3 protein-coding genes are annotated in these 2,354 nt (G+C 72.3%); all 3 read left to right on the top strand.

What is annotated here, in order from left to right; translation table 11 throughout:
- A partial coding sequence (locus B8460_RS05315) for a dihydrodipicolinate reductase C-terminal domain-containing protein (protein WP_048860540.1) occupies window positions 1-321 on the top strand: 321 nt, incomplete at its 5' end.
- Window positions 322-479: 158 nt separating this feature from the next.
- Window positions 480-1,667, top strand: a complete 1,188-nt coding sequence (metK, locus tag B8460_RS05310) for a methionine adenosyltransferase (RefSeq protein ID WP_048860539.1) — start codon at window positions 480-482, stop codon at window positions 1,665-1,667.
- The coding region (trmB, locus tag B8460_RS05305; protein WP_048860541.1) for a tRNA (guanine(46)-N(7))-methyltransferase TrmB at window positions 1,664-2,354 on the top strand (691 nt) is incomplete at its 3' end. The genes metK and trmB, both read left to right, overlap by 4 nt.

The following is a 2,354-nucleotide window of genomic DNA, read 5'->3' as shown; positions in this document are numbered from 1 at the left end:
GCGCCGTCCGGCACCGCGATCGCGCTCGGCCGCGCCGTCGCCGCCGGGCGCGGGGTGGCGCTGGAGGACGTGGCGGAACGCGGCCGCGACGGGCATGTGGGCGCGCGGGCGACCGGCGGCATCGGCTTCGCCGCCCTGCGCGGCGGGCAGGTCGTGGGCGAGCATACGCTGCTGTTCGCCGCCGCCGCCGAGCATATCTCGATCACGCATCGCGCCTTCGACCGCCGCGCCTTCGCCGCCGGGGCGGTGCGGGCCGCGCGCTGGGTCGTCGGCCGTCCGCCCGGCCTGTATGGCATGCCGGACGTCCTCGGCCTGACCTGAGCCCGGTCGCCGGGCGGCGGTTTGCTTGACCGGTTTTGCAATTTTCGCCACACGGTGGGCGGCCGGGACCGGTGTGCCGGCGCCCGGACTCCCCCTCGGGCCTCCCCCGCGACAAGAGGCAAGTTCCATGCGCGGCAGCCATCTGACCGAGACTCCGCATGCGTGACCGCGGCGAGTATCTGTTCACCTCCGAAAGCGTCTCCGAGGGGCATCCCGACAAGGTTGCCGACCGGCTGAGCGACACCGTGCTCGACGCCTATCTCGCGGCCGACCCCTACAGCCGGGTGGCGTGCGAGACGATGGTGACGACCAACCGCATCGTGCTGGCGGGCGAGGTGCGCGGGCCGGAGACGGTGACGCCGGAACTGCTCGCGCATCTGACGCGGCTCGCGGTGCACGACATTGGCTATGACCAAGCCGGCTTCTCCTGGCGCAACGCGTCGATCGAGTGCCATCTGCACGCGCAGTCGAGCGACATCGCGCAGGGCGTCGACTCCGCGGGGAACAAGGACGAGGGCGCGGGCGACCAGGGCATCATGTTCGGCTATGCCTGCCGCGAGACCGCGGCGCTGATGCCGGCGCCGATCTACTACGCCCACCTGATCCTGCGCCGCATCAGCGAGATGCGCCGCAACAAGGACAAGCTGGCCGAGGGGTTGCAGCCCGACGCCAAGAGCCAGGTCACGCTGCGCTATGTCGACGGCAAGCCGGTCGCCGCGACGTCGATCGTCGTGTCGACCCAGCATGACGAGGGCCTGGATCAGGCGCATCTCAAGCGCATGCTCTGGCCGATCGTCGAGAGCAGCCTGCCGGCGGGCTGGATGTGCCCGGAGGCGGAGTTCTACGTGAACCCGACCGGCAATTTCGTGATCGGCGGCCCGGACGGCGATTGCGGCCTGACGGGGCGCAAGATCATCGTCGACACCTATGGCGGCGCGGCGCCGCACGGCGGCGGGGCGTTCAGCGGCAAGGACCCGACAAAGGTGGACCGCTCGGCGGCCTATGCCTGCCGCTACCTGGCGAAGAACGTCGTCGCCGCCGGTCTGGCGGATCGCTGCACCCTGCAGATCAGCTACGCGATCGGCGTGTCGCATCCGCTGTCGGTGTATGTCGACCTGCACGGCACCGGCCACGACGTGGACGAGGCGAAGCTGGAAAAGACGCTGCGCGAGGTCATGAACCTCTCGCCGCGCGGCATCCGCGAGCATCTGCACCTCAACCGCCCGATCTATGCGGTCACCTCGGCCTACGGCCATTTCGGCCGCGAGCACGACCCGGAGACCGGGGCGTTCACGTGGGAGCGCACGGATCTCGTGCCGGCGCTGAAGTCCGCCTTCGGCCGCTGAGCCGCGCCCTCGACCGGCCGCCGCCCGACCGTCTGTACGGTCGGGCGCGCGTCCATCGCCTGCGGGCCCGTCAGGCGCAGCTGATGGAGGTGCTGCTGCCGCGTCTCGCGGTGGCCGATCCCGCCCGGCCGCGCGATGCCTTCGCCGTGCCCGTGCGCGCGGTCTGGCTGGAGGTCGGTTTCGGCGGCGGCGAGCACGCGCAGGCGCTGGCGGCGGCGCACCCGGATGTCGGGCTGATCGCCTGCGAGGTTTTCGAGAACGGCATCGCCTCGCTGCTGTCGCGCCTCGTCCCGGACGGGGTCGATCCGGCGTCCGCCCCGTTGCCGCCCAATCTCCGCCTCTGGCCCGAGGATGCCGGGCATCTGCTCGCGGCGCTGCCGGACGGCGCGCTCGACCGGCTGTTCCTGATGTTTCCCGACCCCTGGCCGAAGGCGCGGCACGCGAAGCGGCGATTCGTGCATCCGGCGCGGCTGCCGCTGCTGGCCCGGGTGCTGCGGCCGGGCGCGGAGTGGCGCGTGGCGAGCGACGATCCGACTTATCAGACCTGGGTGGCGGAGGTGATGGCGGCCCAGACGCTGTTCGACGCCCCGCCGCCGGACGCCACCCGGCCGCCGGGCTGGCCCGCGACGCGCTACGAGGCCAAGGCGCTCGCCGCCGGGCGGGCGCCGCTATACTGGCGGTTCACCC

The organism is Acidisphaera rubrifaciens HS-AP3, from assembly GCF_000964365.1.
Lineage (GTDB): Bacteria > Pseudomonadota > Alphaproteobacteria > Acetobacterales > Acetobacteraceae > Acidisphaera > Acidisphaera rubrifaciens.
The sequence above is the reverse complement of the archived record's forward strand: the minus strand, read 5'-3'. Positions and strand labels throughout refer to the sequence as shown.